The organism is Streptomyces sp. NPDC042002 (assembly GCF_055588305.1).
Window position 1 is genome coordinate 359,749 of the sequence record NZ_JBVJCT010000002.1, and the last position, 23,877, is coordinate 383,625.

A 23,877-nucleotide genomic window follows, 5' to 3' on the forward strand; every position below is an offset into this window, starting at 1 on the left:
TGAGTCGGAAGTTACGCGCGTTGGTCGATTGCGTCAATATTTGTTGCTTTCCTTTCTCGTCGACCCTTACCTGTGTCCGAACGTGTGGTTTTGTGGCGACCGGTGGCCAGTGCGGTGAGCTGTCCGGCCGCAAGCTCCTCGCTCCACCGGAGTGCCCTGCCGCCCGGACGTATGCGGTGGTGCCGCCGGGTACCGCCCGCGGCGACCCGGTCCGCCCTCGGATCCGGGAAGACCCGCTTCGGCCGGATCGTCCCGTTCCCCTTCGCGTCCGCGGCGCTCGTTCTCAACAGCGGCGTACGGAGGGGAATTTGAAAAGCCTACGACGACCGAAAAGCGCCTACGGAGGCCCGCCGGAGTTTTTTGACCGGCTTCGCTGTGCAACATTCGGGCAAGGTCGAGTAACACCCTTGGAGGGGAAACGCGTTGTCGCCCACCACGGGATCCGAACACCGGTCCCTGCACGTTCTCACGCCGTCCAGTGACGCATCCCTTACCACCGAATGGGCCGGTGGAAAAGGGAAGAACCTGTACACCCTGACCGCGTCCGGATTTCAAGTACCGCGCTGGTCGATCATCGGTCTGGACGTATTCGCGGAATTCTGCCGCGGCGGCGGACTCGACGAGCGCCTGGCACGGCTGCTCGCCGACGGCTGGGAGTCGGACCCCGGCCGGATCGCGGCGGAGATCGGCCGCCTGATCGAGGCCGCGCCGCTCGACGACCGTGTCACCGACGCCATCGGACTGGCCTACGGGCTGGCCGGCGGCGGCGCGGTGGCCGTCCGCTCGTCCGGCGCGCGGGAGGACGGCGCACGCCACTCCTTCGCCGGCCAGTTCGACAGCTTCCTCAATGTCCGCGGCCTCGGCGAGGTCGTCGCCCACGTCCGCCGCTGCTGGGCCTCCGCGTTCTCCGAACGCTCCCTGCGCTACCGCGCGCGGCACCGGCTGCCGCCCGACGCCGGTGGCGTCGCCGTCGTCGTGCAGCGCATGGTGGCCGCCGAGCGCAGCGGCGTGCTGTTCACGGCCGACCCCACGACCGGACGCACCGACCGGCATGTCGTCAGCGCCGTACACGGGCTGGGGGAGGGGCTGGTCTCGGGCGCGGTCGACGCCGACACGATCGTCCTCGACGCCACCACCGGCGAGCCGCTGACCACGGTGATCGGCGACAAACAGGAGCGCTACGACGCCGGATCCGGAGCCGGCTGCCGGGTGTCACCCGTCGCCGACGCGGACCGTGCCGCACCGGCCCTGACCGGCGCCGACCTCGCCCGGCTGCACGAGACCGGGGTCCGCGTCACCGCACACTACGGCGCCCCCCAGGACATCGAATGGGCCATCGCCGAGGGCACCCTGTGGATCCTGCAGAGCCGACCGGTCACCACCCTCGGACCGGCCGCCGGCCTCACGCCGGAACCCGGGGGAGACCTGCGGATCTGGGACAACTCCAACATCATCGAAAGCTTCAGCGGTGTCGTGTCCCCGCTCACCTACAGCTTCGCCGCCGACACCTACGCGAAGGTATACGACAGTTACGCCCGCGCCCTGGGCGTCCGCGGCGAGCAACTGCGCGAGGTGCGGGAGTGGACCCCGCACCTGCTCGGCTATGTCCACGGACGGGTCTACTACAACCTGTTCCACTGGTACCGCATGGTGCGCCTCGCCCCGCTGTACCCGCTCAACCGGCGCGTCCTGGAGAAATCCCTGGGTGTCGCCGAGAGCATTTCCGACGAAGTCGCCGACACGCTCCATCCGTTCACGCCCCGGCCCGGACCGCGCGGCCGGATCGCACGCCTGACACGTACGACGATCTTCGCCGCGAGATTCCTCACCATCCGGAAATCCGTGGAGACGTTTCACCGAGATTTCTATCGGGCGTACACGGTATTCAACGATGTCGACTACGACGCACTGCCAGGAGACGAGACCTACCGCCGATTCCGGCGCCTGCAACGGGAACTCATCGAGAAATGGGGCCCGATGCAGACCCTGGACGCGACCATCCTGCTCTCCGTGGGGCTGCTCGCCCTGCTCACCCGCAGATGGCTACCGGCGGCGCCCGAGTGGTTCACCTGGGCCGCGGCAGCCCCCGGCGAAGCCGTGGAGTCCGCCGAACCGGTGTGGGCGCTGCGTGAGCTGGCCGTTCAAGCGCGCGCCGACGCCGGGATCCTGCACCTGCTGGAACACGCCCCCGACTCCGACCTCCGCAGGGCCCTGCGCGACGGCGGCCACACCCGGTTCCTGACCGCCGTCGACGCCTACATCGCCGACTACGGCTACCGCAGTCCCGACGAACTCAAGCTGGAGGTCCCCGATCTGCACGAGAACCCGGCAGGGGTCTTCGCCCTGCTGCGCGACGCGCTGACGGAGACCGGCGACAGTCGCGCGCCGGACCGCGGCGGCGAGGCGGACGCCTACCTCGACGAGCAACTGAGCCGCCCGCGCCGCCTGTTGTACGAACGGGTGCGGGGCAAGGCCCGCGCGGCGCTCGCCGACCGGGAACGGCTGAGGTTCTGCCGTACCCGCGCCTTCGGAGCGGCCAAGCGCATGCTGCGCGCGCTGGGCCGCGATCTCGCCCGCGCCGGTGCCATCGACGCCTGGGACGACGTGTTCCTGCTGCGCCTTGAGGAGATCCGGGGCGCCTACGAGGGCATGATCGCCCACACCGAACTGCGGGACCTGGTGGCGCTGCGCCGCAGGCAACTCGCCGCCGACACCAAGCTGCACGCCCCGTCCCGCTTCACCACCCGCGGCGCCCCCTACTGGTCGGGCAACCTGGAACGGGCCGGCTGGACCGGCGGCCCGGCCGCCCGCAGCGGTGCCCGCGAGCTGACCGGCGTCCCCTGCTGCCCCGGCGTCGCCGAAGGACTTGCGGTCGTCACCGACACCCCGCGCGACATCGGCGGCGGCATCCTGCTCACCTACCGCACCGACCCGGGATGGGCGACCGCGCTGTCCTCGGCCGCCGCCCTCGTCATCGAACGCGGCAGCCCGCTCACTCATGTCGCCGTCGTCGCCAGGGAGTTGGGCATTCCCACCGTGGTCCAGGTCAAGGGCGCCACCACCGAGATCCGCACCGGCGCCCGGCTGCGGGTCGACGGGGCCGCCGGGACGGTCACCGTCCTGGCCGACCCGCCCGGCGACAGCACGACCGCCGCCCCGGACAGCCCCCGAACGGAGACCCGTCAGTGATCCTCAGCGAGGACCGGCTGCAGGACCTGCTCGACAAGTCCCTCGCCGAACTGCCCCCCGGCGACTGGGCCGTGACCCTGGAGGGATCCATCGCCGAGGGATTCGGCAACCCCTCCTCCGACATCGACTTCCTGCTCATCGGCCGCTCCGACGACGACCTGCCGACCATGCCGTCCCTGCTGTTCGTGGACGGCCGACGGGTGGAGATCCGCACCCGGTCGGTGCGCCAACTCGCCGACCAGTTGAGGGCCGTGGAGCAGGGAGCCGAGCGGCCCGGCCGGCTCTCCGAGGATCTCCTCAACCGCTGCCAGCGAGTGCTGCACAGCCACCCGCTGCGCGGCCACGCCCTGGTCGAGGAGGTGAAGGCGATGCTGCCGGCGGAGCGGTTCCGCCGGATCACCGCCGACTGGTGGGCGCACCGTGCCCGTCAGTCCCTGCGGCACGCGATGGCGCTGCTGTGCCTCGGCGAGAGCGACGAGGCCGTCGACTGGACCCGCGCCGCACTCGTCCAGAGCGTCAAGTCATGGGCCGCCGGACTGGGCGAGACCTATCTCGAACCCAAGTGGCTGTCCATGCAGCTGGACCGGGCCGGCCGGGCGGACATACGCGACCGCTACTGGGAGCTGGAAGCGGCCGCGCTCCACCCTGGCGACACCGACACCGACACCGACACCGACACCGACACCGCCCAAGCCCACCTGGCCGCCTGCCTCGACTTCGCCGAGGATCTCGGACTCACCGCCGTCCCCCGGCAGCCCGAGCGGCTGACCGTCCGACGCGTGGCCGGGGTGACCACCTGGCAGACCGGCGAGCGGGTCCACGTCATCCGCGGCCGACGCGATGTGTTCGCCCTCGGCGACGACGCCGGAACCGTCTGGCGCTCCCTCGTCCTGGGCAGGCCGCTGCCCCGCGTGCTGGCCCAGGCCGCCGGCACCGGCGTGAGCGACCCCGGCCCCCTGCTCGCCGTCTTCCTGCGCTACGGACTCATCCGCCTCGCCTGGAAGGGCGGCGGCACCGTCACCCCCTCGCTGCCGCTCGCCGCCCCGCCCGGCCCCGTAACCCCGCCACCCTCCACGGCGCAGCCGCTGCTGTCGGTGAGCGGCGCGGCCGTCCACCGACCTCGCGCCGTCGACCTGATGCCCGTGCCGGCCGACCGGTTCGCCGCCGCGGCCATGGCCCTGGTGTGGTCCAACGTGGTCGTTGAGAACGCCGTCGAGGATCTGACCGGGGCCCTGCAACGCGGTCAGTGGCGGGTCGCCGAACTCACCGCGCGGCGAGCCGTGCACGCCGCGCTGCGCGGACTGGCCAGCGCCCACGGCGTCAACCCGCTGCCCGCCGACTCCGACCTCGTTCGCCGTATGGACCTGCTGCCGCCCGCCACTCGGCCGATCGGGGTGCGCGCCGGGGAACTGCTGCGGCTCGGTGTGGACTCGGCGAAGGACGGCGACGCTCTCCTCGGGGAGCTGCGATTCTTCATCGCCCTGGTACGCGGGGCCGTGGGCGCCGACTCCTTCCCGCTCTCCTTCGACTCCGCGGACACCTGGCGGGCGACGCTGCGACTGGGGCACGACTGGCTGCGCATCGGCGCCCATCTGGGCGCGGAGCTGCCCATCGAAGAGGCCCGCGACCTGCTGGCAGGCGACGGGGCCCAGCCCCACCAGGCCCCGTGACGGCACCTGGCTCCCGGACACCACCCCACCCCACGCTCCGCGCGGAGGACTCCCCGATGCCCGATCCGATGATCCCCGATCCGATCACGTCCGATCCGATGACGGTGCTGGTGACCGGCGCCAGCGGCCTCGTGGGCGCCGAGGTGACCGCCCGGCTCACCGCCGCGGGCCACACCGTGCTGACGCTGCTGCACCGCAACGGCGACCTCGTCCGCAACAACGGCAGAAGAGTCACCGCCGGTCCGGGCACCCTCACCCGGATCACCGGCGACATCACCCGCCCCGGCCTCGGGCTGAGTGACGACGACCGGCGGCTCGCCGCCACCGCCGACCGGATCGTGCACTGCGCCGCCGTCACCGACTTCGGCCTGCCGGGAGACCGGTACGAACGCGTCAACATCGAGGGCACCCGGCACATCCTGGACCTCGCCCTGACGGGCCGTACGCCACTGGTGCACGTCAGCACCGCCTACGTGTGCGGGGACCGCGACGGGATCGCCCACGAGGACGAACTCGACCTCGGGCAACGTCCCGGCAACGACTACGAGAAGAGCAAACTGGCCGCCGAGACGCTGGTCCGCAAGGCCGCGGCGGACGGCCTGCCCGTGACCGTGGTCCGCCCGAGCATCGTCACCGGCGCCACCCGCACCGGCCGCGTCCGCGACCTCAAGACCGTCTACCCCGTGCTCCGGGTCCTCACCAGGGGCCTGGTGAGGACCGTGCCAGGCCACCACGACGCCGTCCTCGACCTGGTCCCCGTCGACCGTGTCGCCGACCTGGTGACCGCGGCCGCCACCCGATTCCAGCACGCCGAGGGCCGCACCCTGCACGCCGTCGGCCACGAACTGACCCTGCGGGACATGTCCGACGTCCTCGCCGAGTACCCGGCCTTCCACGTGCCGCGGTTCGTCCCCCCGTCCGCGTTCTCCGCCACGGCACTGCCCGACCGCGAACGCCCCTACTACGACCGGGTCGTCGCCCTGTACGCCCCCTACTTCCGGCGCCGCGTCCGCTTCGACGCCACGCACGCCGAGGCCTTCGGCCACCGTCCGGCGCCGTCCGGCGCACGGCCCTACCTTCGCCGCCTCCTCGACCACTGCCTCGCGACCGGCTACCTCGGCCCGCCCCCGCGCAAGGAGCCGGCCGCCACCCGACCCGACGGGAGCACCCACCGATGACCCCCGCCCACCCCACCGAGCCCCCGCACGGCATACCCGTGTCCCCCCTGCTGACCTGCCACCCCGACAAGCAACGGCTGTACGGCGCCGACACCTACTACCAGGAGGGGTACGAACAACTCGCCGCCCTCACCGACGACATCACCGGCTTCGCGCACCGGCACGCCGCGCTGCTGCTCAAGCCGGACGCCGTCGTCACCCGCAGGCTGGAAGCGGCCGTGGACTGGCTGACCGGGCAGGGCTTCAGGATCGTCGGCGCGGAGGTCACCCGGCTGACCCGCACCATGATCCGCTCCCTGTGGTACTTCCAGTGGAACCTCGCCACCCCCTACCGCAGGCGGCTGGCCGCGCTCTTCCTGGAGGACGCCGACGCCCTCGTCCTGCTCGTCCGACCCGACCACGACCTGGACGTGCCCGCCTCGGTCGAACTCACCCGGCTCAAGGGGCCCACCGACCCTGACGCCCGCCGGCCCGGGCAGCTCCGCCATCTCCTCGGCCGCTACAGCTACTTGCTGAACCTGGCGCACACCCCCGACGAACCCGCCGACGTCCTGCGCGAGTTGGCCGTCCACTTCGACGACGCCGCGCGCGACCGCCTCTTCCGCTCCGCCCTCGCCGACGAGGACCGCACCGCGGACGCCCTGGAGCTGACCGGCCGGCTGTACGCCGCCACCAAGCCCCGCGACCTCGACTTCGACCCCGCCGTGACACGGCTGCGCGACGCGGTGTCCCGGCACGGCGGTGCCGACCCGGCCGCCGCCCCGCGCGGGCTGCTGGAGACCGCGTGGGAACGCGGGATCGGCCTCGACCCGTGGGACACCGTCGTCGTCGGCTCAAAGGTGCTCCCCATGCGGCAGCCCGGCCGCGCGCCCGTGCTGGGCGGAGCCGACGCGGACACCTGGCGCCGGCACCTGGACACCGTCCGCGCCACCGCGAACTGAGGAGCGTGCCCATGCAGTTCACCCGGCCACTGCCCAAGGAACTGGTGCACCGCTCCGCCGTCGCGGAGGTCTTCCTGACCGACGCCGAGCGCCACGGCGAGGACGAGACGCTGCTGGCGGCCCGCTTCCCCCGCCGCCACGCCTTCTACGACGACACCCTCGGCCCCGGCAACCGCGTCGATCCCTTCCTGCTCCTTGAGGCGTGCAGACAGGGCATCTTCGTGGTGGCCCACCACTGCCTCGGCGTCCCGGCGGAGCACAAGTTCCTGCTGCGAGCGGTCGAGTTCGAGGTGCCGGACCCGGTGGTCCTGACCCGCGGCGACCGCCCCACCGAAGCGGTCATCGCCACCCGGGTCGAGCGGCGGTCGCGCACCCGTGCCGGAGTGAGGGGCCTGCGGCTGCGCTTCACCGTGACCATCGGCGCACGCGAGATCCTGCTGGCCCGCATCGACTACTCCTGGATGCCGCCCGAGGACTGGACGAGCCTGCGCGCCGGACAGCGCGGCGCGCTCGGCCTGCCCGCCGTGCCCGTCGCCCTGCGCGGACCACACGTCGACCCCGCCCTCGTCGGCCGGCGGGCCCCGGCCAACACGGTCATCTCCCCGCCGCGCGCCGCGAACGACGGCACTCACACGGCGCGCCTGTTCGCCGAGACCACGCACCCGACCCTGTACGACCACTGGGTGGACCACGTGCCCGGCATGCTGGAGCTGGAGGCCTTCCGCCAACTCGCCCTGCGCGCGGCCATGGCCGCCGGCACCGTCCGTACGGCCGACGCGTTGCCGGTGTCCCTGGCCGCGCGGTTCCGCCGCTTCGCCGAGATGGACCTGCCGCTGGAGTGCCGGACCGCTCCGGTCCTGCCCGGCGCCGACATCGAGTGCACCCTGCGCCAGCCCGGCGCGCTGGCCGCCGAGGCCCGGATCAGGCTCGCCGACCCGGACACCACCGGACCGGCGCGTGCCCTCGCGGCCCCGACGGCCCACGCGGCCGCATGAACCCGGCCGCACCCACCCGACACGCACTCGCCACCCACCCGATACGCACTCGACGCGCACCCACCCACTCGACACGCATCCGAACGGAAGGTCCCCGCAGTGACCACCGTCGCCGTCCCACAAGTGCCCGCCAGGCTGGGCCGGTTCGTGCTGCGCATGTTCCGGCCGCAGATCTACGTCACCTACGGACTGCTGTGGGTCCTCGCGCTGGAGGGCTCGGCGGTGGCCGCGACCGGCACTGCCTGGCGTCCGTCCGGCGCCACCTGGGTGCGGGTCGTCAGCGTCGTACTGGCGCTGCTGTTCCTGCGGATGCTGGACGAGCAGAAGGATCTCGCCCACGACCGTGTCCACCACCCGGACCGGCCGCTCGTCACCGGAGCCATCACCGCGACCGAACTGCGCGTCGCGATGGTGGCGATCACCGTGGTGGTGACGGGCCTGAACGCGGCCCGGTCGGCCACTGACGCCCTGCTGATCCTCGCGGCCTTCGGATACGGGCTGTTCCTCGCCGTACTGGAAAGCCTGTCGCCCGCGGTACGCGACCGGCAGCTGCTCAACCTCGCGGTCACCTATCCGGTGCAACTGCTGCTCGGCGGCTATGTCTACGGCTCGCTCGTCGCCGCGGGGACCGTCACCGCGGACTGGCGCGGTGCCGCACTGCTCGCCCTGTGCGCCTGCGTCTTCCTGCACTTCGAGTTCGCCCGCAAGACGGCCTGGGAGGCACCACCCGGTGCCCGCCTGTACTCGGCCGGCCTCGGTCCGCGCCGCGCCGCCGTGGTCACCGCGGGTTTCGCGGCCGGGGCGGTCGGCTGCCAGGTACTGCTGTTCGCGCCGCATGGCCCGCTCGGGCTGCTGCCCTGCCTGGCGGCCGTACTGCCGGCCCTGGCCACCCGTCGGTTCCTGGCCGCCGGACGCGGCGGGTGGCCGATGACCGCAGCGACGGGCTTCGTCGTGGCCACCTACCTCGCACTGGTCGTCCGGGCGGTGCTGCTGCCATGACCGACGAACTTCCCTTGTCCTGCGAGGAGTTGCTGACCACCACGCGATGCGTGCGGCTCGGTCTTGACCTGGACCGGGCGGTTGACCCGGACCTGGTCGAGGACTGTCTGCGCATCGCCCTGCAGGCGCCCAACGGCAACAACCGGCAGAACTGGCGCTGGATCCTGCTCACCGACCCGCGGATCCGCGCGGCCGTCGCCGAGGTGTACCGAGCCGCGTTCTACGACCGCAACTCCGCCGCATTGGAACGGCTGGCCGAGCAGCCCGACGCTCCGCGCTCCGTGCTCACCGCCGCCCGTGTGCTGGCCGACCGGCTGCACCGGGTGCCGGTCCTGGTCATCCCCTGTCTCGAAGTGGCCGACGGCCGGCTGCCGACGGGCAACCAGGCCGGTCTGTGGGCGTCGTTGCTGCCCGCCGCCTGGAGCTTTGCGCTGGCCGCCCGCAGCCGTGGACTGGTCACCGCGTGGACGGCGGTCCATCTGGACCGTGAGCGGGAGGTGGCCGACCTGCTGGGTCTGCCGCCCACCGTCCGGCAGGGCGCGCTGCTGCCGACGGCCCACCCGTTGCGCGGCGCGTTCCGTCCGGGACCGCGGCTGCCCCTGGAACAGGTCCTGCACCACGACGGCTGGCAGGGCGCCCGACCTGCGTGAAGGCGAAGAGCGGAGCGAGGATCATCCGGTTGCCCTGGCGGCGCTCCGCCCGGCGTGCCGCGTGCCGGGCGCACACCGCACGCGCCGGCCGATCAGCCGACCGCCGGGCTGGGGGTCGGGGAGTCGGTGTGCACGTTCAGGTCGGGCCGCGGGGTGAGGACGACGAGCGGGGCACCCGGCTGCGGCGGGGGCGGCGTGAGCTGGTCCTTGGGGAGCGTCGGCGGGGCGCTCTGCTGGGCGAGGACCTGGTCGAAGTTGATGGTGCCGGTCTTCTCCATCATGGTGATGTGGTCGAGGACCGTGTCGTTGGCGAGGTTCGCGAGCTGGCGCACGAGGGTGTTCTGCGTGGTGGCGCGAACCTTGGCGATGACCAGGAAGATGCTGCCGTGGGTGACGCGCAGGATGTTGGCGGCCGTCGTGTCGAACTGCTTGCCGTTCTGGGCGACGGAGGTCGCCACGAACTGCTGCTGCTGCGGAGACGCCTGGTTCGGCAGAGTGATGTTCAGTTGCAGGGCGACCTTGCGGTCCAGGTCGTCGAGGCGGGCGTGTCCCACGATCAGGTGTTTGCCCGCCTCCCGCATCGCCGGTGTCGAGCCCTTCTTCAGCGCGATCTCGCCCAAGGGGTACTCCCACAGCCCGGCCGCGCGGACCTTGACGACGAAGTCGCGGTCCGCCTCGGTGAGCGGGCCCCACTGAGTGTTCGCGATGACGCGGGTCTGGGCGCTGGACGTGGTCTGGAAGCCGAGCATGGTGGGGTAGGCGAGCGCCGTGAGGGTCAGGGCCACCGCGCCGCCCACGAAGACCGTTCCTGCCAAGTTGCGTGAGACGGGCATGATGCCTCCTGCCGTAAAGATGAGATTTCGCAGGTGGTACGGCTGCCGTCGCTCCATTGATCATCGCGCTGGGTAAAAAACTCCACCCTGCCCTGTGTTGTGCGTCACAGGAGGGGCGGGGCAGGGGGCGGTGCTTTCCTTGGTGCCGCCCGTGAGGCGACTGTGCGGTGGCGGGCGCGGGCGCCCAAGGGGCGGTGGCCGGGGCGGTGCCTCGGTTCCGTCGAGGGGAGGCGAGGACCTGGCGAGGTCGGCGGGACCGCGGGACATTCGGGTGCGGTCGGCGGGGCCGCGGGGCGTCGGGTGTGGTCGGGCGAGGTCGGCGAAATTCTCTCCATCAATCGATTGATCGACGTCCTCGGGCGCCGTATCGTCCCCGCCATGTCCGACTCGCCACCCGCCTCACCGGCCCCCGCCCCACCGCCCGCCGATGCCAGTCGTGAACGCATCATCGCGGCGGCCACCTCCCTCTTCGCCGAACACGGCTACGACGGCACCAGCACCCGTCGGATCGCCGCCGAGGCCGGGCTGAACATGGCCACGGTCGCCTACCACGTCGGCGGGAAGCCGGACCTCTACCGGGAGGTCATGCTCCGTGCCCACCTCGCCGAGCAGCGGGTGCTGACGGACGCCCTGGTCGCGTTCCGGGCGCTCGCGCCCGCCGATCCGGTCGCCGCCGTCACCGGCCTGGTCGACCGGTACCTCGACTTCTGTCTCGACCAGCCGCACATCCCGGCCCTGTGGATGCGCCGCTGGCTCTCGGACGCCGCCGAGTTCGCGGATCTGGAGGCCGCCTACGCGCGCCCGCTGATCGAATCCGTCCGTGACACGGTGCGTGAGGTCGTCCCGGCCGCGCTGCCGGCCGGGTCCGCCGCGCCCGCCGACATCGAGATGACCGTCTGGACGGTGCTGTGGAGCACCCACGGCTTCTGCCGCTCGGGCATCCGCGCCGAGGTCCCGCGCTTCCGCGCCCACCTGCGCGCCCTCGTCCTGCGCGATCTGGGGCTGGGCGCCCAGGAACCGGGTGCCCAGGAACCGCGCGCCCAGGAGCGCGGATGACGACCGCCCTGGTGCGCCCGGCCACCACCGACGAACTCACCCGACGCCGCCTCCTCGTCTACGGCCTCGGCTCGGTCGGCACCGGCATCTTCTCCACCGTCCCCGGCCTGCTCCTGCTCTACTTCATGACCGACGCGCTCGGCGTCCCCGTCGGCATCGCCGGACTCGTGGTCGCCCTGCCCAAGGCCTGGGACGCCGTGTTCAACCCCCTGGTCGGTGCGGCGAGCGACCGTGAGGCCGTCCGCACCGGTCACCGGACCCGGTTGCTCCTCGCCGGTGGGCTCGCGCTTCCCGCGGCCTTCGCGGCGATGTTCCTGTCCCCGATGACCGGCACGGGTGCGGCGGTCTGGGTGACCGTCACGTTCGTTCTGGCCGCGAGCGCCTTCTCGCTGTTCCAGGTGCCGTACGTCGCCCTGCCCGCCGAGATGTCGAACGTTCCGGCCGTCCGCACCCGGATCATGGTCTGGCGGATCGTCTTCCTGACCCTGGGCATCCTCGTCGCGGGCGGCGCGGCCCCCCTCGTGGTCGGCGTCGCGGGTGGCGGCCGTACCGGCTACGGAGCGATGGGCCTGACCGTGGGCCTGGTCATCGCGGCCGTCCTGCTGGTGCCCGCCCTCGGTACCCGCTGGGTGGGCTCACGGCCAGGACCCGAACCCCTCGGCCTGGTCGCGGCCTTCCGCACCGCACGCGGCAACCGCGCGTTCTTCGCGCTGCTCGCCTCCTTCGTGCTCCAGGCCGCCGCCGTCGCGATCATGCTCGCCGCCGCACCGTACGTCGCCACCTACCGCCTCGGCGGCTACGGCCTGACCTCGGTGCTGTTCGTCTGCCTGGTCGCACCCAGCGCCGTCGCCGTCCCGCTCTGGGCCAAGGCCGCCGGACGCTGGGGGCGGCTGCGCTGCCTCACGGTCGCGACCTGCGGATACGCCGTCGGCGCGGTGGCCCTGTTCCCGGCCGCCGGCAGTGGCGGCGGCACCGCGGCGGTCGTCGCGACGCTCGCGCTCTGCGGGCTGCTCGGCGTCTGCTACGCCGCCCTGCAGGTCCTCCCGCTCGCCCTGCTGCCCGACACGGTGCACGCCGACAAGGCCAGGACCGGCCAGGTCCAGTCCGGCGCGTTCACCGGACTGTGGACAGCCGGTGAGACCGTCGGCCTCGCTGCCGGACCCGGCGCGTACTCGATCGCCCTGGCCGCCACCGGCTTCGTCTCCTCGACCCTGGACCATCCGGTCGCCCAGACCGCCACCGCGCGAACCGGCATCCTTCTCGGCTTCAGTCTCGTCCCCGCCCTGCTCATGCTGCTCTCGCTGCCTGCCCTGCGCGCCTACGGCCGCCGCCGCGCCGCGCAAGAAACGGAAACCACCTGATGACGACTCCCCAGCAGGCCACCGCCCCCGCCCCGGCTGCCCACCGCGGCCTGCCCGAGACCGGCCGCACCGGCGCCGACCTTCTCGCCGAACTCGCCGTCCTCACCGCCGCCGACCTGCCCACCAGAGGCGGGCACACCACCGCGTACGTCTACGACAGCGGCCGACCCGAGGTACGCGAAGCCGCCGAACGGGCCTACCTGACGATGATGGAGGTCAACGGTCTGGACCCGACCGCGTTCCCCAGCATCGTCGCCCTCGAACGCCAGGTCGTCGGCGCGACCGCCGCCCGCCTCGGCGGGGACGACGCCACCCCGGGCATCTTCACCAGCGGCGGAACCGAGTCGATCATTCTCGCGGTGAAGGCCGCCCGGGACGCCCGCCCGGACGTCCTCGCTCCGGAGATCGTCGTCCCGGTCACCGCCCACGCCGCCTTCCACAAGGCCGGCAGCTACCTCCGGGTCACCGTACGCAGCGCACCCGTCGACCCGGAGACCTACCGGGCGGACCCGGCCGCGATGGCCGCGCTCTGCAACGAGAACACGGTCCTCGTCGTCGCCTCCGCCCCGTCCTACGCCCACGGCGTCATCGACCCCGTCGCGGAGATAGCCGCCGACGCCGCCGCCCGGGGCATCCCCTGCCACGTCGACGCCTGCGTCGGAGGATGGCTGCTGCCGTGGCTCGCCGAGGCCGGTGCGCCCGTCCCCGCCTTCGACCTCTCCGTCCCCGGCGTCACGTCGCTCTCCTGCGACCTGCACAAGTTCGGCTACGCCCCCAAGGGCGCCTCCGTGCTGCTGTTCCGCGACGAGGCCCTGCGCCTCAACGCCTACTACGCCTGCGCCGCCTGGCCCGGATACAGCGTCGTCAACTCCACGATCCAGAGCAGCAAGGGAGCCGGACCCCTTGCCGGGGCGTGGGCCACGCTCCAGGCCCTCGGCGCCGACGGCTACCGCGAACTCGGCCGTGCCGCCCTGGCCGCGACCCGCAGACTGATCGGCGGCGTGAAGGAGATCGACGGCCTCACCGTGCTCGGCACCCCCGAGGCCACCCTCGTCGCCATCGGCAGCGACCCGACGGCCGAGACCCCGCTCGACCTCTTCGCCCTCGCCGACGAGACCCGAGCCCGCGGCTTCTTCCTCCAGCCCCAGCTCAGCCTCGACGGCCTCCCGGCCAACCTGCACCTGACCCTCACCGGGGTCAGCGAGCACGGCGTCGGGGAACTGCTCACCGTCCTGCGCGAATGTGTCGACGTCGTCCGTCCGCTCGGGCCCCCGACGCCCCCCGCCGACATCGTCGACCTGCTCCAGCAGGTGGACCTGACCGAACTCGACAACGCGTCCTTCGCGGCCCTGCTCCCCGCCGCGGGCGTCGACCTGACCGGCGACGACGCGGCCCGGATGGCCCCGGTCAACCGCCTCCTGGACGCCCTCCCCGCGGTGACCCGCGAGGTCATCGTCACCCGCTTCCTGTCCGCGCTCTACAGCCCGTACCTGGGGGGCTGAGGACAGCTCCGGTCGTGAGCGGTGACGGTTTCGGCCGAGGAGCCGCCAGGGCCACCACGACGGCTGTGGCCGGGTACGACGATCACGTACCCGGCCATGATCGCTTCCGCCCCGGTACGTCCGGGCGGGTGGGACCGGATCGGGTGGGTCCGGGTGCGGGCGTCCGGGCGCACCGTGGCGCTCGGGCTCACCGGGCCATGCGGTGCTTTCGTCCGCCGCGGCGGAAGCGCATGCCCGCGTAGGCGAGATCGACCAGCAGGACGAGGCAGCCGATGATCAGCAGGTAGAACAGTCCGTGGGCGGCGAATCCGATGATGCCCAGGACGAGGGCTGCAAGGAGCAGGAACAGGAACAGGGTCATCGGTTCTCCCGGCGGCTTTCGGTGGATCAGCGACGGGCGAGACGGCGCTCGCCCTTGACGCCCGGTGTGTATTCGAGTTCGTAGTGTGCGAAGACTCCCGGCTCGTCCGTGGCCGGCAGCACGCCGTCCGTGTCGATGGCGGGGGCCTTCTTCACCAGGTTCTTGTCGTGAACGACCTTCAGGTAGCCGGGCCCGACGGTCGCGCCGTCAAGGGGTACGAACACCAGGCGACGGCGTGTGGGCAGGCCCACGGTCACCGTGGCGAAGGAAGGACTGTCGGTCGCCGTGTCGACGTAGACGGATTCCAGAGTGCCGATCTTGTGGCCACCGGGATCGACCACGTCGTGACCACGCCATTCGCGGATGTCACCTGCCTCGAACATCATGAACCTCCACAGGGCAGGTACCCCGGATCGCCGGCCTGACGCCCTGGTCGCCCCGTCGGGAAATCGGCGGCCGATGTGCGGATCATGCTGCGTCCGGTAGCGGGTCCGGCCGGCCCTGCGGAACATGATCAGGCCTCTTGCGTTGTGGCCTGCTCAGGCCTCGACTACACCGACGGGCCCCTGGCTCACTCACCGCGACGGAGGCGACCGAACATTCCGCTCATCCGCACGAAGCGAGCTCTTGAGTCTCCGACGTGCGTGGACGTCGGAGAGTGCGCGTTCCGTGAGTTCCGATAGCCGGTTCGCACGGGGGCGACGTCGTCAACGATTCGCTTCCTCCAGCGCGAGCAGTTCGGCGAGGCCGAGTCGGGGTGGTTGCCAGTCCGAGGCGGCGGCGTGTGCGAGGAAGCGGTCGTCGAGTGCCAAGTGGTAGGTCTCCACCGGGGTTCCGGGCAGGGTGCCCGGTCCTTTGGGCCGGGGTGAATGCCCGCTCCCGCGTAGCGGGGCAGAGGCAGCCGTTACGCCCCCTGGACGGAACGGCGTTCACCATCCGCGACGGCGCGGCGTACGAGCGATACAAGCCATGAGTTCAGGGAGCGGTCGTCGGCCTCGGCGGCGGTCTTGGCCTGCTCATGCAGATCGTCGGGGAGTCTCAGGTTCACATGTTTCATGGGACCATAATGAAGCTAGAATGGTCCCATGTCACGTTTCCGCATGTACCCGACGCCGCGGCAGGAGCAGCAGATGTTGCTGCACTGCGCGCACGCCCGGTACGTGTGGAACCTGGCCGTCGAGCAGCATGCGCATTGGCAGCCGGGCCGCAAGGCCGCGCCGGGCTTCGCCGGGCAGTGCCGGCAGCTCACCGAGGCGCGGCGCGAGAGCGAGTGGCTCGGCAGTGGGAACGTGGATGTTCAGCAGCAGGCGTTGAAGGATTTCGCCAAGGCGAAGAGCGCCCGCTTTACTTCCGGGTTCGGTGAGCCGACCTGGCGTAAGAAGTTCGTGCATGAGGGCTTTCGGGTCATCGGTACCGACCGGGTGCCGGAGGTGACCGGGGACGGCAGCGCCAAGCTGAACGCGAAGACCGGCAGGCAGGTCATGGGCCGGTCCGTGGTGGTGCACCGGCTGAACCGCCGGTGGGCTCGGGTCAAGGTGCCCGGCTGCGGCTGGGTCCGCTTCCGCCTCACCCGGCCCGAACTGCCCCAGGCGAAGACTTTCCGCGTCACCTTGTGCAACGGCCGGTGGCACATAGCGTTCGCGGTCATCCCCGTACCGGTCGCCGCGCCCGGTACGGGCGAGGTCATCGGTATCGACCGGGGCGTGACCATCACGGCCGCCCTCTCCGACGGGCGGAAGCTGAACTGCCCGCAGCTCACCGTGAAGGAACGCGCGCAGGTCCGTAAACACCAGCGGCGTGCCGCACGCGCCCCCAAGGCAAGCGAGCAGAAGACCACCGCATACGCCAAGGTGGCCAGGCTCACAGCGCGGGAAGCCGACCGGCGCAAGGACTGGTGCGAGAAGACCTCGACGATGCTCGCCCGCTCCTACCGTCTGGTGCGGTTCGAGAAGCTGAACATCAAGAACATGACCCGCTCGGCCAAGGGAACCACCGAGCAGCCCGGCAGGCAGGTCAGGCAGAAGGCCGGACTGAACCGGGCCATCCTCGCGCAGGGCTGGGGCCTGCTCCGCCAACGCACCGAACACAAGGCCCCCGGCCGGGTCGAAGACGTCCCCGCCCCCTACACCTCCCTGCGTTGCTCCGCCTGCGGATGGATCGACAAGAACTCGCGCAAGAGCCAAGCCGAGTTCGTCTGCTCCTCCTGCGGCTTCACCTGCAACGCGGACACCAACGCAGCCATCAACGTCGCGGCAGGACAGGGCGGGATCCCCCGCCCCCGGCGATCAGCCGGTGCCGGAGGGATAACAGCGGCCACCAGCCGCTCGAGTATCCGTGAACCTCAACCCAACTGGGTTGGAATCCCCCTCTTTTAAGAGGGGGAGGATGTCGAGTAGTAGGCCAGGCTGGACGACCAGAACCAGGTTCCGTCGGTCCGCAGGGAGACTGCGTACATCGCGGTTCCGTCGCCGCGCAGCACGTCGTAGTCCGCCGAGCCGGACACGGCCAGAACGGAGCCGGCCCGGAGGTACGCGACCAACTCCGCTTCCTGGGCGCGGGGTTCTGAGGTGATGGCCTCATGGATGCTCGGCGCATCGACGCAGTCGGCGGCCAGCTCGCGGAACCCGCCCACGAATCTCGTTGCGCACCGATGAGCGGTCTGCCGACGGCGACGAGTGGCGATGCCCGGCAACGCGGGCGCCGGGAAGAGCGCTGTCATAGGCGAGTTGGGGCCGGTGACGGACTGGACGCCGAACGCCACAGGCTCCTGGGGACGGGGGAGTGCTTCGACGGCCGTCGCGAGGAGGTCGGCCGGCGGGCTCAGGCCGGCCATCAACGCGTCCGCGTAGGCCGTCGCGTCGCGGATGCTGAGGGACGGGACCCGTCGGCGCAGCAGGCGCAGGGCGTGGGCTCTGCCCCGCGTATCGGCGATCGAGCGCACCTCTTCGTGCAGGGCGTCGACGGGGCCCGGCAGGTGCTGTCCCTTCACACGTGTGAGGTAGTCGTTCTCCCAGGCCCCGGTGATCGCGTCCACCACCGGGATCCGGTGCAGACTGCCGTCCTCCTTGTCCACCAGGTAGGGGGCGTTGCCGACCAAGGCGTGCCGTGAGTCCTGCGTGCGCACGTAGTCCTCGGACTGCCAGGCGACGATCCAGCCCAGCGAGTGTTCCCTGACATGGGAGACAGCCACGCGGACGGAACTGCCGTACACCGTCAGCTCCGCGCGGTAGTCGCGCTCCAGCTGTGCTTCGACCAGCAGGACGGCGAACTCGCGGGCGATCATCCCGACAGCATCAGCGGTGGTGTCCGGTCCCACCAGCGATTTTCGAGGGGGTCGATCGACGCGCGGGTCCTGGAGACTGCTGTTACTCCGATCCGCGTGCTCCGCTGAGGTCACGTCCGGTCACCATCTCCGATTCGATCCGCACGAACGCCGCGTTCCGCGACGGCATCCAGGATGTCGGGCCGACCTGCGACAGCCGCTCGTGCTCGGCGGTATCGGTCACGGCGGTGGCGCGTCCGGTGACGACCACGCTCCAGCCGGACCGGGCGTCCGCATCGAACTCGTCCGCCTCGAAGGCGACCACGGCACCGTCGATCGCGCGGACGAGATCCGCGTCCGAGGAGGTGCGCAGTACGACGGAGCTGTCCGTGTCCAGGCGGAAATCGACCGGAAGGACCGCGGGCAGTGCTTGTCGGGTGTACACGACGCGGCCGACCGGGACCTTGGTCAGCAGGCGCATGCACTCCTGCCGGTCGAGTTCGTGAAAGGCGTCATCCTGGGACATCGAACCATCGTCCCTCGGTACGCCGGGACCGTGTAGGGCCGGTCGGCCCTACTCCGGGGCAGGCGAAAGTCAGGGACTTTGTGACGGACCGGCCAGATCCTGGCCGGGGGCCTGCCTCGCTCGCCCCTCTGCCGGGCAGCCGATTCGGGGTTCGTCAGCCGGGCGCGCGCACCATGAAGACGTCCACCGGATCCTCCGTCTCGACGGCGAACCCGTGCCGCTCGTACAACCGTCGAGCCGGGCTGCCCCGCAGTACGTTCAGTCGGACAGGCGCACCGATGCGATCACACGACTCCAGCAGCTCCCTCAGCACGCCCGAGCCGATACCGCACCCCTGGAGGTGGGGGGCCAGGTAGAAGTGCTCGAGCCGACGGGCGTCCTCGTCCGGCCGCAGGGCAACGGAGCCGGCGAACGCGTCGCCGACCTCGATCACCCAGGTGTGGGCCGGGTCGAAGCCGTCCCGCAGCCGCTGCCGCACACGTTGCGCGTCGTACCGCCCGAGCCGTTCCAGATCCGCCCGCAACACCACGGCACGCAACTCGGCGACCGCCTCGACGTCCCGAAGCGACGCCGGCCGAAGATCCCAGTCCCCCATGATCATCAGGCTATCGCGCGAGGCCGTTCCTGATTTCGCCGGTCCACCCTCTCACCGGAACCGGAACCATGAGGATGTGCCCCGGTGTCGATGCCGAGGTCTGATGCCCGGCCCCGTCGCCCGCCGACGCGGGCCAGGCATCCATACCCGAGATCCTTCCCGGCGCCCGACGGGACGCTGCCGTCCCCGTCCTCAGACCGGTGTGGACGACGGGGCTTCCTCCCCGGACGTGGCATCAAGGGTGTTCAGAAGCTCGCGTTCGCCTGGTGTCAGCGGGGGCTCCGACAGAGGGGGCAGCGAGGGTCCGCTGAGGGCGGCCAGAATGGTCGCGGGGCGCAGCAGACGGGTGGGGCCCGCTTTGAGACCGGTCACATCCCACAGGGCCGACGCGGCGACGTAAGAACCCGTTGCCGCCCTGGTGAGGCGGCGTGTGTACCGGCCGGCGACGCGGTCGGCGGCGGTCCGCCTCCCGCCGCGGACTTCGGGGTACATCGAGTCCTGGCTGACCGCGATGCTCCATGCCGTCTCGACGATCGCGGCGGCGGCGCGCTGGATCTTGCGGGTCAGGCCGGGCGTGGCCAGGTCGGCGTGCGTCAGTTGCCGGCTGAGGGACTGGGCGCCGAGTGCGGCCACCGACATGCCCTGGCCGTAGGCCGGGTTGAGCGTGGCGAGCGCGTCGCCGAGGACGACGAGGCCGTCCGGCCAGTCGCGCGCCTTCTCCAGGTAGCGGCGGGAGTTGCTGGTGCTGTGGCTGACGAAGACGTCGGTGAGCGGTTCGGCTCCGGAGATGAGTCGGCCCACGATGGGGTGCGGAAGGCCGAGGGTGTAGCGCAGGAAGCCGTCGGGATCGGCCGGGGGTTCGCCGCCCCTGGTGCCCCCGAGGCTCACCATCCAGCGGTTGCCCTCGATCGGGACGATCAGCGCGCTGCGGCCGGGCTGGGACAGGTAGGGGTTTGCCTGCACCATGGTGAGGGGGAAGTCCTCCGCGCCCGGCGGGGTGCGGAAGATACGGGTGGCGTTGACGAGGCCGGTGTCGACGCGTATCTCGTCTATCCCGGTGATACCGAGGTTGGTCAGCCAGGCGAGGATGCGTGAGCCGCGTCCGCCGGCGTCGATGACGATGTCGGCTTCGAGTTCCTCCGGGTCCGTGGGGGTGCCGACGCGGACGCCGAGGACGCGCTGGGCGCTGCCGACGAGATCGACCACCTGCGCGGTACGGATCTCGACGTTGCCGGTGTTCTCCACCACGGCCGTGCGCACGGCCCAGTCCAGCAGTGCCCGGCTGGCGGTGATCATGTGGTGGCTGCTGTGGCGCCAGCGGTGGAACCAGCCCTCCGGACTCAAGGCCACCATGCCTGAGCTGAGTGAGATTTCGCGGGCGCCCGCGGCGAGCAGGTGTTCCCTGACGCTGATCTTCGGCACCAGCGTCTCCATGGCGGCCAGCCCGCCCGGCATCAGCAGGTGCGCGTGACGTCCTTGAGGGAGTCCCTTGCGGTGTTCCGGCCCGTCGGGCAACTCGTCGCGGTCGAGCACGATCACCTCGTCGACGACAGGGGACAACGCCGCCGCAGCCATGACACCGCCCAGTCCGGCTCCGATGACGACAGCTCTACTCATGGTGCTCCTTGAAGTCAGTCATGGGACGTGGTCACCGATCCCCGACGGGCCGCGGCGACGACGGGCGATTGCCCCAGCGCCCGGGCGAGTTCGACCAGTCCCGTTGTGCCGACGGCGTCAGTGGCGTGCAGGCGGTAGGTGCTGGGTTCTTTGAGCTGGTGGTCGGCGGGGGCGGCCACCTGGCGCGCGGCGTCGGCGAGCATGGCTGCCTCCGCTATCACGCGTGCCTGGCTCGGGGTGTTGCCTTCGTCGAGTGCCGTCGCCAGTGAGATCCGGCGCACCCGGTCGTCGAAGAGGGGAGCCAGGGCGAGGAGCGCGTCGTGGATGGACACTTCCAGCCATTGGAGCCGCGCGTACGGGAGTTCCCACCAGGAGGGTGAGGGTTTCGGCGCGGTCGCTGCCCACTGCACTTCCATCCACAGCGGTGTCAGCCTGCGGTAGTCGCTCAGGCTGCGCCAATGGGTGATGGCCGGCGGCAGGAGCCGGGGGAGTGTGAACCCGGCGGAGCAGAACAGCGCGCCGAGGGAGACGACGGGCGGCGCGACGGTGGTGGAGAGAAAGTCCAGGTCGTGGCCCAGCCAGCGGGCCACGACAGCGGTGGTCTTGGCGATCTCGAAGCCGACGACGTCCAGCAGCAGGCCGAGGAGAATAAGGCGGAGTCCCGTCCGGAGGGGACCCGTTACCTCGCGCAGCCATCTGAGGCACACGGCACTCATCACCACGACGCAGGCACCGTGGCCGACCAGATACAGCACGATCATCTCGCGCATGTACGGCGTGTTCGCGTAGTAGGTGTCGAGATCGTTGAGTCTCTCGGTGCGCGCGTCGGCCAATGTGAACAGGACGATGATGGCGGCGATCAGCAAGCCGAAGACGATGATGCTGTGCCGAGTGCTGTGTCTGACCCGCTCGGGCGGACCGCCTCTCCACTGGATCAGCAGAATCGTCAGGGAGCAGCTGTACGCGGAGATCATGCTGTACGTCAGCGGGGCGCCGAAGTTGGGTATGCCCGTCAGGCGGTTGACCGCAGCCAGCGTGACGGGGGCGGAACACGTGAAGCACACCGCTCCGATCGCGACCGCGGCGCACGTGGAAGCCGTCAGCGGATTGCGCAGCGCCGCGCGCGGTCGGCGGAACAGCAGGACGGCCGATAAGGCTAAAAGGCCGGCGGCCAGGTACACAACAAGGCTCATGAGTGGGAACTCCGTTCAGCGCCCCGCGCGGTGGAGGATGGCGCCGGTGCTGTCGGCGAGTGGTTCATACGGCACCCCTGGCGGCCGAACCGCGGCGTGCCCGGGTGTTCGCGAAGGTGCCGGACGCGGCCAGGGCCTCGGCGATGCGCACGAGAGCGGCGGCATCCGGCGCCGGGAGCCTGCGGCCGGCCCCGTGCGACGAATCCGGGACCCGCTGCCCACCGCGCTCCTCCCGCACGGCCGCGGCGATGATCGCGGCCCAGCCGACGGCCTGGGCCCGCTCGCGGTCACCCGCCGCGCGCAGGGAGGCGGCATAAGTCCGCTCGTACAGATCGCGGTCGAACAGCGCGTCGAGGTAGCTCAACGCGTTGTGGATGCTGGGCTGGCGCCACATGAGAAGGGTGGCGGGGGAGGACGGCCGTGGGCGTGGCAGCCGTAGATTGCGGTGCGCGAGTACGTCATCCAGCTCGTGTTCGAGCGGCGCCAGGCGCAGGTAAGCGCGCCAGGACAGGAGCCAGACCGCGATGCTGGGCCCGGCCCAGGGGATGAGGATCCCCACGACCGTCAGCAGAGCGCCGAGGCCGGCCAGTCCGGGTGAGACCTCCGTGCCGAGTGCCGACCAGTCCGGCCCGCACCAGCGGGCGACGACGGCCGTGAGTTTGGAGACGCTGTATCCGGCGCCGACCACCGTGCCCGCCCCCATGGTCAGCAGCCCGACGCGGAGCCGGCCGTGGACCTCGCGCGCCCAGCGCAGCGACCACAGCGCGGTGGTCACCACGGCGGTCAGATGGGCGAGCAGATACAGCACGATCATCTCGGCGATGAACGGGGTCACCGCGTAGTACGTGTCGAAATCGGTGCGGCGCTCGGTGGGCGTGTCGCCGAGCGCGAACAACGCGGCGATGACGACGAGCACGACGGAGTAGCCGCTCATCAGGCGGCGGGCGATCCGGCGGACGTCCGGTCCGCCCTTCCAGAAGACGATCAGGACCAGCGACATGGCGCTGTAGGCGGTGATGGCGGCGTACGTGAGCGGTGCGGCCAGATTCGGGACTCCGCTGATGTGGTTGATCGCCCCCACCGTGGGCGGCGCGCCGAGGAGGAAGCACAGGCCGGCGAGAGCCATGACCGCACAGATGACGCGCAGGATGGGATCGCGCCAGTGGCGTACGAGCTCGGGCGCCCGCACGGTCAGGCCGAGCCACAGCGCGCCGCAGCTCACGTAGTTGATCAGGCCGCTCATCTTCGTGTCCCGCGATAGTTGAGGGCAGCCCCGATACGGCTGGCGAGATCGTCGGCGCTGTCGGCCCCGGACGCGAAGACGGAGTGGTCCGATGCCTCCAGCAGAGCCCTGAGACGTCGTCCGACCAGCATGCCGAACCGATCGGCCTCCTGCTCGGCCCGCAGACTGAAATCGGTGCGGGCGGCGACCGGTTGGGCGCTGTGGGAAGCGTCCAGGTGGTGAGGCGGCGCCGCGTCTCCCTGACTCATGTGCCATACCTCGTGGCCGAAGATCACGATCTGGTGCCATACGGCGGCGCGCTCTTCGATGATGACGTCGTCATGGGTGTCGCGGTCGAGCCAGAGCCCGGTCGCGGTGTGCGGGGGGAAGGCCGCCTTGTGGACCACGACGTCGCGTCCCCGCCACTGATTCACCGATGTCACCAGCGCGGCGAACACTTCCTCGGGGTCCGCGGGAAGCCTCACCCGGATGGGGTCGATGAGCGCGTCCGCAAGCTTGCGCATCTCCCTTTTCCTACGCACCGTTCTCTCCGTGGTCCCTTCCGATTCCGCGCGGTACGAGGTTGTGGCCGCAGTGCCCGAGGACGGTGCCGGGCCGATCGTGTTCGCCGTGGCCCGAGCTGTACGTCACCTCGGCCGGCCCCGTGGGCCCCACCCGCCGGATGCTGTGGGACGGGCGGCCTCCGGCTCATCCGCGGTCAGGAACT

General features: G+C 71.2%; 22 protein-coding genes. 11 read left to right on the forward strand and 11 right to left on the reverse strand.

The window, feature by feature from the left end; all coding sequences use genetic code 11:
- The first annotated feature begins 423 nt into the window (after positions 1–423).
- The 7 genes from ACZ6KY_RS04305 (at position 424) to ACZ6KY_RS04335 (ending at position 9,622) form a co-directional block, all read left to right on the forward strand.
- Entirely contained in the window at positions 424–3,189 is a 2,766-nt protein-coding gene (locus tag ACZ6KY_RS04305) for a phosphoenolpyruvate synthase (RefSeq protein WP_469308778.1), read from the forward strand.
- Positions 3,186–4,859: a nucleotidyltransferase domain-containing protein gene (locus ACZ6KY_RS04310; protein ID WP_469308779.1), complete on the forward strand. Its 1,674-nt coding sequence runs from the start codon at positions 3,186–3,188 to the stop codon at positions 4,857–4,859. The genes ACZ6KY_RS04305 and ACZ6KY_RS04310 overlap by 4 nt, the downstream gene beginning before the upstream one ends.
- Positions 4,860–4,915: 56 nt before the next feature.
- Positions 4,916–6,037: an SDR family oxidoreductase gene (locus ACZ6KY_RS04315; RefSeq protein ID WP_469308780.1), complete on the forward strand. Its 1,122-nt coding sequence runs from the start codon at positions 4,916–4,918 to the stop codon at positions 6,035–6,037.
- Positions 6,034–6,978, forward strand: coding sequence for a nucleoside-diphosphate kinase (locus ACZ6KY_RS04320; protein WP_469308781.1), 945 nt, complete (start codon positions 6,034–6,036; stop codon positions 6,976–6,978). The genes ACZ6KY_RS04315 and ACZ6KY_RS04320 overlap by 4 nt, the downstream gene beginning before the upstream one ends.
- An 11-nt stretch (positions 6,979–6,989) precedes the next feature.
- Positions 6,990–7,973: a ScbA/BarX family gamma-butyrolactone biosynthesis protein gene (locus ACZ6KY_RS04325; protein ID WP_469308782.1), complete on the forward strand. Its 984-nt coding sequence runs from the start codon at positions 6,990–6,992 to the stop codon at positions 7,971–7,973.
- 99 nt (positions 7,974–8,072) lie between these two features.
- Positions 8,073–8,972 carry a UbiA prenyltransferase family protein gene (locus ACZ6KY_RS04330; protein WP_469308783.1) on the forward strand — a complete coding sequence of 300 codons (900 nt, stop codon included), beginning with the start codon at positions 8,073–8,075 and terminating at the stop codon, positions 8,970–8,972.
- On the forward strand, positions 8,969–9,622 hold the full coding sequence (locus ACZ6KY_RS04335) for a nitroreductase family protein (RefSeq protein ID WP_469308784.1): 654 nt from the start codon (positions 8,969–8,971) through the stop codon (positions 9,620–9,622). Before ACZ6KY_RS04330 ends, ACZ6KY_RS04335 begins: the two co-directional genes overlap by 4 nt.
- 92 nt (positions 9,623–9,714) lie before the next feature.
- Here ACZ6KY_RS04335 and ACZ6KY_RS04340 read toward each other — a convergent pair whose 3' ends face one another.
- Complete coding sequence (locus ACZ6KY_RS04340) at positions 9,715–10,455, reverse strand: DUF4142 domain-containing protein (RefSeq protein ID WP_469308785.1); 741 nt, start codon at positions 10,453–10,455, stop codon at positions 9,715–9,717.
- Between the two features lie 378 nt (positions 10,456–10,833).
- Between ACZ6KY_RS04340 and ACZ6KY_RS04345 the strand changes: the two genes are divergently transcribed.
- The 3 genes from ACZ6KY_RS04345 to ACZ6KY_RS04355 are packed head-to-tail and all read left to right on the forward strand — an operon-like array spanning position 10,834 to position 14,374.
- The gene (locus tag ACZ6KY_RS04345; protein WP_469308786.1) at positions 10,834–11,511 is read left to right on the forward strand and encodes a TetR/AcrR family transcriptional regulator; all 678 of its coding nucleotides are present in this window, start codon (positions 10,834–10,836) and stop codon (positions 11,509–11,511) included.
- Positions 11,508–12,872, forward strand: coding sequence for an MFS transporter (locus tag ACZ6KY_RS04350; RefSeq protein WP_469308787.1), 1,365 nt, complete (start codon positions 11,508–11,510; stop codon positions 12,870–12,872). Before ACZ6KY_RS04345 ends, ACZ6KY_RS04350 begins: the two co-directional genes overlap by 4 nt.
- The gene (locus ACZ6KY_RS04355; RefSeq protein ID WP_469308788.1) at positions 12,872–14,374 is read left to right on the forward strand and encodes a pyridoxal phosphate-dependent decarboxylase family protein; all 1,503 of its coding nucleotides are present in this window, start codon (positions 12,872–12,874) and stop codon (positions 14,372–14,374) included. Before ACZ6KY_RS04350 ends, ACZ6KY_RS04355 begins: the two co-directional genes overlap by 1 nt.
- A 187-nt stretch (positions 14,375–14,561) precedes the next feature.
- Here ACZ6KY_RS04355 and ACZ6KY_RS04360 read toward each other — a convergent pair whose 3' ends face one another.
- The 3 genes from ACZ6KY_RS04360 to ACZ6KY_RS04370 form a co-directional block, all read right to left on the reverse strand.
- Positions 14,562–14,735 carry a hypothetical protein gene (locus tag ACZ6KY_RS04360; protein WP_469308789.1) on the reverse strand — a complete coding sequence of 58 codons (174 nt, stop codon included), beginning with the start codon at positions 14,733–14,735 and terminating at the stop codon, positions 14,562–14,564.
- A gap of 26 nt (positions 14,736–14,761) precedes the next feature.
- Positions 14,762–15,118, reverse strand: coding sequence for a PRC-barrel domain-containing protein (locus ACZ6KY_RS04365; protein WP_469308976.1), 357 nt, complete (start codon positions 15,116–15,118; stop codon positions 14,762–14,764).
- Between the two features lie 521 nt (positions 15,119–15,639).
- Positions 15,640–15,792: a YlcI/YnfO family protein gene (locus ACZ6KY_RS04370; RefSeq protein WP_469308790.1), complete on the reverse strand. Its 153-nt coding sequence runs from the start codon at positions 15,790–15,792 to the stop codon at positions 15,640–15,642.
- Positions 15,793–15,820: 28 nt separating this feature from the next.
- On the opposite strand from ACZ6KY_RS04370, the gene ACZ6KY_RS04375 reads away from it, so the two are divergent.
- Positions 15,821–17,110, forward strand: coding sequence for an RNA-guided endonuclease InsQ/TnpB family protein (locus ACZ6KY_RS04375; protein ID WP_469308791.1), 1,290 nt, complete (start codon positions 15,821–15,823; stop codon positions 17,108–17,110).
- Here the strand turns inward: ACZ6KY_RS04375 and ACZ6KY_RS04380 are convergent.
- The 7 genes from ACZ6KY_RS04380 to ACZ6KY_RS04410 all read right to left on the reverse strand — a co-directional run bounded on the left by ACZ6KY_RS04380 (position 17,107) and on the right by ACZ6KY_RS04410 (position 23,674).
- Positions 17,107–18,018, reverse strand: a complete 912-nt coding sequence (locus ACZ6KY_RS04380) for a YrhB domain-containing protein (protein WP_469308792.1) — start codon at positions 18,016–18,018, stop codon at positions 17,107–17,109. The genes ACZ6KY_RS04375 and ACZ6KY_RS04380 overlap by 4 nt on opposite strands.
- Positions 18,019–18,100: 82 nt before the next feature.
- Positions 18,101–18,523, reverse strand: a complete 423-nt coding sequence (locus ACZ6KY_RS04385) for a pyridoxamine 5'-phosphate oxidase family protein (RefSeq protein ID WP_469308793.1) — start codon at positions 18,521–18,523, stop codon at positions 18,101–18,103.
- A 154-nt stretch (positions 18,524–18,677) separates the two neighbouring features.
- Complete coding sequence (locus ACZ6KY_RS04390; protein WP_469308794.1) at positions 18,678–19,118, reverse strand: GNAT family N-acetyltransferase; 441 nt, start codon at positions 19,116–19,118, stop codon at positions 18,678–18,680.
- 192 nt (positions 19,119–19,310) lie between these two features.
- The gene (locus ACZ6KY_RS04395; RefSeq protein ID WP_469308795.1) at positions 19,311–20,735 is read right to left on the reverse strand and encodes an FAD-dependent oxidoreductase; all 1,425 of its coding nucleotides are present in this window, start codon (positions 20,733–20,735) and stop codon (positions 19,311–19,313) included.
- A 14-nt stretch (positions 20,736–20,749) separates the two neighbouring features.
- Entirely contained in the window at positions 20,750–21,928 is a 1,179-nt protein-coding gene (locus tag ACZ6KY_RS04400) for an MAB_1171c family putative transporter (protein ID WP_469308796.1), read from the reverse strand.
- Between the two features lie 64 nt (positions 21,929–21,992).
- The gene (locus ACZ6KY_RS04405) at positions 21,993–23,171 is read right to left on the reverse strand and encodes an MAB_1171c family putative transporter (RefSeq protein ID WP_469308797.1); all 1,179 of its coding nucleotides are present in this window, start codon (positions 23,169–23,171) and stop codon (positions 21,993–21,995) included.
- Positions 23,168–23,674, reverse strand: coding sequence for a toxin (locus ACZ6KY_RS04410; protein ID WP_469308798.1), 507 nt, complete (start codon positions 23,672–23,674; stop codon positions 23,168–23,170). The genes ACZ6KY_RS04405 and ACZ6KY_RS04410 overlap by 4 nt, the downstream gene beginning before the upstream one ends.
- Between the last annotated feature and the right edge of the window lie 203 nt (positions 23,675–23,877).